Origin of the sequence: Mesorhizobium sp. M7A.F.Ca.CA.003.01.2.1 (assembly GCF_003998945.1) — a bacterium.
In the GTDB taxonomy this organism is placed as follows: Bacteria; Pseudomonadota; Alphaproteobacteria; order Rhizobiales; family Rhizobiaceae; genus Mesorhizobium; species Mesorhizobium ciceri.
In genome coordinates this window covers 1-6,086 of sequence record NZ_RZRA01000266.1, presented here as the reverse complement: position 1 = coordinate 6,086, position 6,086 = coordinate 1, and the positions used below count along the sequence as shown (strand labels likewise).

Below are 6,086 nucleotides of genomic sequence, written 5' to 3'. Positions count from 1 at the left end.
CGAGCAAGGACGCATGCAGGGCTCTGAAACGCCGGTTTGCGCCTCTGCATAGCAACCTCGCGAGAGTTCGCCGGTGCGGACAATTCGCCATTTCCGGGCTTAGGACTGTCCATCATGAACTTTAAGCTAGGTCACAGCGCACCACGGTCAACCATCAGCTCCTAGTGATCCTGCAGGCAGCCTTCGGCCAGACAAAGGGCCATTGTAGTGCCCGCTCTTCGTAGTGAAGCTGATCGTTCCTTGTTCGGTGATGCATTCCCGCCGAGATTAGAATTCGTCGTACTGTTTCGCGAAAAGTACGACGTCAATTTGCTAAGCTGATGCAAAGCATGGTGATCCCGACAGGAATCGAACCTGTGACCTACAGATTAGGAATCTGCCGCTCTATCCTACTGAGCTACGGGACCACGCGGCCAGACACATAGCCGCTTCGGATCGTTTCGCCAAGAGGCCGGCCGAAGGCAATTCGGCCGGCTTTGCGCTGCCGCTGTCAGGCGGCCAGCGCGGTTTCAGCCAGTTTCACCCAGTAGCTCATGCCGTGCGGGATGACCTCGTCGTTGAAATCGTAGGCCGGGTGGTGCAGACCGGCGGTGTCGCCATTGCCGATGAAGATGAAGGCGCCGGGGCGGGCTTCGAGCATGTAGGAGAAATCCTCGCCGCCCATCACCGGCTGGATGCCGCGGTGGACATGGGCGTCGCCAGCGACACTCATCGCGACGTCACCGGCAAACACCGTCTCTTCCGCGTGGTTGAAGGTCACGGGATAATTCGCCTGGTAGTCAACCTCGATCCTGGCCCCGAACGCGGTCGCCAGCCCGTCGCAAATGCTGCGGATGCGCTCTTCGGACTTCTTGGCGATTTCTTTTCGCAAGGTGCGCACGGTGCCGGCGATTTCGGCGGTTTCGGGGATGATGTTGTAGGCATCGCCGGCGTGGAACTTGGTCACCGACACCACCACGGCCTCGACCGGATCGGTGCTGCGCGAGGCGATCGTCTGCAAGGCGCCGACCAGTTGGCTGGTGATGACGATCGGGTCGATCGTACCGTGCGGCATCGCCGCGTGGCCGCCCTTGCCGCGCACGGTGATGGTGAATTCGGCGGTCGCCGCCATGATCGGGCCCGGGCGAATGGCGAACTGTCCGACAGGCAGGCCCGGCATGTTGTGCATGCCGAATACCCTGGAGATGTCGAAACGCTCCATCATGCCGTCCTTGACCATCTCGTTGCCGCCGCCGCCGCCCTCTTCGGCCGGCTGGAAGATCACCGCCACCGAACCGGTGAAGTTGCGCGTCTCGGCGAGGTATTTGGCCGCACCCAGCAGCATCGCCGTGTGGCCGTCATGGCCGCAGGCATGCATCTTGCCGGGGATGGTCGAGGCGTAGGGCTTTCCTGATATCTCGTTGAGCGGCAGCGCGTCCATGTCGGCGCGCAGGCCGATGGTGGGACCTTCGCCCTGGCGGCCGCGGATGATGCCGACCACGCCGGTCTTGCCGAGCCCGGTGACCACATCGTCACAGCCGAAAGCCTTCAGCTTCTCGGTGACGAAGGCGGCGGTCTTGAAGACGTCGAAGTTCAGTTCTGGCGTCTGGTGCAGATGCTGGCGCCAGCCGGCAACTTCGTCCTGCATTTCGGCGGCACGGTTCAGGATTGGCATGATGGTTCCATCTCGCTGTTGGGACGGCGGGTGTTGGCCGCTGCCTTGCAATTGTGATCGCCAGGCACTTTGCCATCTTGGCGTCACATAGAGTAAATAGCACCGCAACAATGGGGTCCGGGTTTTGAGGGTCGGACCATATGCTGGCGATCGCGTAATGAAATCTTACGGAGCCAGGGGCGACTACGGCAAGAGGCGATTTCGGATTTGATCATGCGGTACAGGCATTTCCTCAAACTATTCTCGGCTGGCACAATCGCGCTGTCGGTTGTGGCCGGGCCGGCGCTGGCCAATCCGGTGGTCGTGTTCGACCTCGGCAGCGGCAAGATCCTGCAGCATCAGGATGCGTTCAAGCGCTGGTATCCGGCATCGCTGAGCAAGCTGATGACCGCTTACGTCACCTTTCGGGCGATCGCGGCCGGCGAGGTACAGCTCGATTCGCCGATCAAGGTGACCAAACACTCCGCCGCCGAGCCGCCAAGCAAGATGGGCTTCAAGCCGGGTTCGGTGATGCGGCTCGACAATGCGCTGAAGATGATGCTGGTCAAATCGGCCAACGACATTGCCATGGCTGTCGGCGAAAATGTCGGCGGTTCGCAGGCGGCCTTTGCCGACCGGATGAACGCCGAGGCGACCCGGCTCGGCATGAACGGCACGCATTTCGTCAATCCGAACGGGCTCTATTCGCCGGATCAGTACACGACGGCGCGCGACCTCGCCGTGCTGGTGATGGCGATCCGCCGCGAATTTCCGCAATATGTGCCGTGGTTCTCGATCGAGGGCCTTGCCGTCGGCAAGAAGGCGATCCCCAACTACAATCTCTTGATCGGCCGCTATCCCGGCGCCGATGGCATGAAGACCGGTTTTGTCTGCCCTTCCGGCTTCAACATGATCGGTTCGGCGACGCGCAACGGGCGCACGCTGGTCGCGGTTGTGCTTGGCGAGAAGTCGGCGGTCACCCGCGCCGAGACGGCGGCAAAACTGCTCGATCAGGGGTTCGACACGCCTGTCGCCGGCTCGGCCACCGTCACCACGCTGGCGCCCTATGGCGACACGGTCTCACCCAACGACATGCAGGACGAGGTCTGCAAGAAGAAGACGCCGCAGGAGCAATCCGAGGCGCCGCCGGCCGCCGCCAAGAACGTGCCGAAATCACCCTATCAGGAAAAGCTCGACCATGTGCCGACGCTGGTTGCCGTCGGCCTTGGCGGCGCCACCGGTCCGGCGCCGAAGGCCATCCTCGACCAGGGCGCGCAGGAATTTGCCGATGTGCCGATCCCGAGCTGGCGGCCCGACAGGCCGGCACCGGCCGGCACCGGCCCGAAGATTGCCGGCTCCGCCGCGCAGGGCGACCAGCCGGTCAAGGTTGCGAACTAGCCAATGGGCAGCGGCTTCCCGATCCCAGTCTCGGTGCTGACCGGCTTCCTCGGCGCCGGCAAGACGACGCTGCTCAACCGGCTGCTCAAGGATCCGGCGCTGGCCGACACCGCGGTGATCATCAACGAGTTCGGCGAGGTGGCGATCGACCATTTGCTGGTCGAGCAGTCTTCCGACGGCATCATCCAGCTGTCGGACGGCTGCCTGTGCTGCACGGTGCGCGGCGAACTGGTCGATACGCTGGCCGACCTGGTCGACCGGCTGCAGACCGGCCGCATTGCCCGGCTCGCCCGCGTCATCGTCGAAACCACCGGCCTTGCCGACCCGGCGCCGGTGCTGCAGTCGATCATGGCGCATCCGGCGCTGATCCAGGCCTTCCGGCTCGACGGCGTCATCACTTTGGTCGATGCCGTCAACGGCAACGCCACGCTCGATGCCCATGTCGAGGCGGTAAAGCAGGTTGCCGTCGCCGACCGCATCGTGCTCAGCAAAGCCGATCTGGCCACCGACCCCAATGAGCTGGAAATGCTGCGGGCGCGCCTGCGGCAGATCAATCCGGGCGCCGAACTGCTCGATGCCGGCGACACGGAGACAGGCGTGGCGGCGTTGTTTGATTGCGGCCTCTACAACCCGGCAACCAAATCCGCCGATGTGCGGCGCTGGCTTGGCGAGGAAGCGGCGCACGATCATCACCATCATGCTGGTCATGATCACGAGCATGGCCATGACCACGGCCATCGTCACGATCAGCGCGTGCGCTCCTATTCGCTGGTGCATGACGGCCCGGTGCCGTTTTCGGCGATCGAGATGTTCCTCGACCTGCTGCGTTCGACCCATGGCGAGCGCCTGCTGCGCATGAAGGGCGTCATCGAGCTCAGGGAAGACCCGTCGCGGCCGCTGGTGATCCATGGCGTGCAGAAGATCCTGCATCCGCCGGTGCAATTGCCGTCCTGGCCGGATGGCCAGCGTGGCACGCGGCTGGTGCTGATCACGCTCGACATGCCGGAAGATTATATCCGCAGGCTGTTCGCCGCCTTCACCGACCGGCCGTCGGTTGACACGCCCGACCGCGCGGCGCTGGAAAACAATCCGCTGGCGATCGCCGGGCGGTAGCTCCCAACGATTACGGCGCGCCGCGCTCGACCAGGAAGCGATGGCCGCCGGAGACCGCGGCCGTTTCAATCAACTGGTGGCCGCTCTCGGAGCAGAATGCCGGAATGTCGATGACGGCGAGCGGGTCGGTGGTCTCCAACCAGAGCCGACTGCCCGGTTGCATCCCCGCGAGGCGCTTCTTGGCCTTGAGCACGGGCAAGGGGCAGTTCAGCCCCTTGAGGTCATAAATAGCGGCGCGATCAGCCACGGGCGATATCAACCGCCGAACATGCCGAGCAGCTTGTTCTTCAGCTTCGTCACCCGGCTTTCGTCGGCACTCGCCGCTTGCGTTTCAGCCATTGGCGCCGCTTCCGAAGGGGCCGCGATGGTCGCGGTGGCGACTGGGGCCTCCTTGGCGGCCTTCTCGGCCTCCTTTTCGGCCAGAGCCTGGGCCTTGGCGGCTTCCTTGGCTTGCTTGGCCGCCTCTATGGCAGCCAGCCTCTGCTCCTCGGCCTTCTGCTTGGCAGCTTTTTCGGCATCAAGAGCCGCCATCTTGCGGCCGGCGGGCGAATCGATGCGGCCCATGCGTGCCGTCTCGGTGACCGAGCCGTCATTGTTGAGCGACGGCGGATCGATCGGTACGCGTTCGCCGCGTGCGCGGCGCTTGGACCAGTCGGAGACGATGCTGGCTTCCTTGATACCGGCGATGGTCGGCTTGGGCGCCGGCACGCTGGCCTTGACCGCGCCGCTGAACGCCGCGTCATAGGTGCTCATGTAGGAATTGTAGGCGCTCTTCAGCGAATCAGGCTGCGTCGTCGCCGGGCAGGCGCCAGTCGGATCGAATGTCTGACCGTCGGCGGCTACCTGGTTGAAGACATAACGCTTCTCGCAGACATCGACCTTCGGCGGCACCTTGGTGATCTCGAAATTGTCGTAGCCGACCTTGAGCATCTTCCAGAAGTCGTAATTCGGGTCGTTGCGGTAGCGCGCCATGTTGGCGGCGGTCATGCGGAACGGAAACGCCTGGATCTGGAACTCGGTCTGGCCGCCCTGGAAAGCATCGCGGCCGAAGGCATAGATCTGCTCGATCTGCGCATCGGTCATCGAATAGCAGCCCGACGACGAACAGGCGCCGTGCACCATCAAATTGGAGCCGGTGCGGCCGTTGGCGCGGTCATAGGCGTTGGGATAGCCGATGTTGAAGGACAGATGGTAGTTCGAGCGCGGATTCATCTGCGCCGGGCGCACCGTGTAGAAGCCTTCCGGCGCCTGGCGGTCGCCTTCGGTGTATTTCGGCCCGAGCTTGCCCGACCATTTGCAGATGTCGTAGCTGGCGACCATGTCATAGCGGCCGTTGGTCTTGGCCTTCCAGATCTCGAGCTTGCCTTCTTCCTTGAAGATGCGGGCCATCACCGACGAGGTGCGGACCATGCCCTTGGCCCTCATGTCGGCGAGGATCTTGTCGGGCAGCGGCTTGTTGGCCTCCGGGGCAAAATCCTTCATCGACGAATTGTTGCAGCCGGCAACGCCGAGGGCAGCGATCAGGATTCCGGTGCGGGCAAGCTTGACAAACATGGCTACGGATATCGTCTTTTCTCTGGCGCCAGGACGTTTCCTGCCCCGGCTGCTACACTGCGCATCGACGGACCCTAAGCCCGTTAACCCTAATAAATTCCTTACCGCAAGTGCCGACGCATCCCCCTGCGGCAGTCTCATTGAGCCGAATGCAGCGGCATTTTTGTGGCAAAAATGCTCCGCTCCGCCACATTGTTGCGGCCAAGGGTGCCTGTGGTCAGAGACTGCGGCCCATGGCCAGGTATTTTTCGCGGCGCTGTTCGCGGAAATCGGTGTTGGCGCCGGCGAAGTCCTTCATCGTCCTGGCGATGAGGTCTCCGGTCGCGGCGATCACGGTTTCGGCGCCGCGATGCGCACCGCCGAGCGGCTCGGGGATGATGGCGTCGAT

At 63.4% G+C, this 6,086-nt stretch carries 5 protein-coding genes, 1 tRNA gene and 1 pseudogene; 2 read left to right on the top strand and 5 right to left on the bottom strand.

Annotated elements, in window-relative coordinates:
* Positions 1–330 precede the first annotated feature (330 nt).
* Both EN969_RS13230 and EN969_RS13225 read right to left on the bottom strand, forming a co-directional pair.
* A tRNA-Arg gene (locus tag EN969_RS13230) sits at positions 331–407 on the bottom strand.
* Between the two features lie 83 nt (positions 408–490).
* Positions 491–1,654, bottom strand: coding sequence for a M20 aminoacylase family protein (locus EN969_RS13225; RefSeq protein ID WP_063169116.1), 1,164 nt, complete (start codon positions 1,652–1,654; stop codon positions 491–493).
* 213 nt (positions 1,655–1,867) lie between these two features.
* Here EN969_RS13225 and EN969_RS13220 point away from each other — a divergent pair, with 213 nt between their 5' ends.
* Positions 1,868–3,031 carry a D-alanyl-D-alanine carboxypeptidase family protein gene (locus tag EN969_RS13220; protein ID WP_013529350.1) on the top strand — a complete coding sequence of 388 codons (1,164 nt, stop codon included), beginning with the start codon at positions 1,868–1,870 and terminating at the stop codon, positions 3,029–3,031.
* Between the two features lie 3 nt (positions 3,032–3,034).
* Positions 3,035–4,144 (top strand): GTP-binding protein, encoded by a 1,110-nt coding sequence (locus tag EN969_RS13215; RefSeq protein ID WP_027162928.1) that lies wholly within the window; start codon positions 3,035–3,037, stop codon positions 4,142–4,144.
* A gap of 10 nt (positions 4,145–4,154) precedes the next feature.
* Here EN969_RS13215 and EN969_RS13210 read toward each other — a convergent pair whose 3' ends face one another.
* The 3 genes and pseudogenes from EN969_RS13210 to EN969_RS36005 form a co-directional block, all read right to left on the bottom strand.
* Positions 4,155–4,391 (bottom strand): sulfurtransferase TusA family protein, encoded by a 237-nt coding sequence (locus tag EN969_RS13210; protein WP_024503732.1) that lies wholly within the window; start codon positions 4,389–4,391, stop codon positions 4,155–4,157.
* A gap of 8 nt (positions 4,392–4,399) precedes the next feature.
* The gene (locus EN969_RS13205; protein WP_013529353.1) at positions 4,400–5,698 is read right to left on the bottom strand and encodes a murein L,D-transpeptidase family protein; all 1,299 of its coding nucleotides are present in this window, start codon (positions 5,696–5,698) and stop codon (positions 4,400–4,402) included.
* Positions 5,699–5,915: 217 nt separating this feature from the next.
* A pseudogene (locus EN969_RS36005) lies at positions 5,916–6,086 on the bottom strand (acetyl-CoA carboxylase carboxyl transferase subunit alpha); the annotation flags it as partial.

Bases quoted from the DNA above. Each gene is read 5' to 3' on its own strand.
- EN969_RS13215 (WP_027162928.1), top strand. From the start codon at position 3,035: ATGGGCAGCGGCTTCCCGATCCCAGTCTCGGTGCTGACCGGCTTCCTC.
- EN969_RS13205 (WP_013529353.1), bottom strand. From the start codon at position 5,698: ATGTTTGTCAAGCTTGCCCGCACCGGAATCCTGATCGCTGCCCTCGGC.
- EN969_RS13220 (WP_013529350.1), top strand. From the start codon at position 1,868: ATGCGGTACAGGCATTTCCTCAAACTATTCTCGGCTGGCACAATCGCG.
- EN969_RS13225 (WP_063169116.1), bottom strand. From the start codon at position 1,654: ATGCCAATCCTGAACCGTGCCGCCGAAATGCAGGACGAAGTTGCCGGC.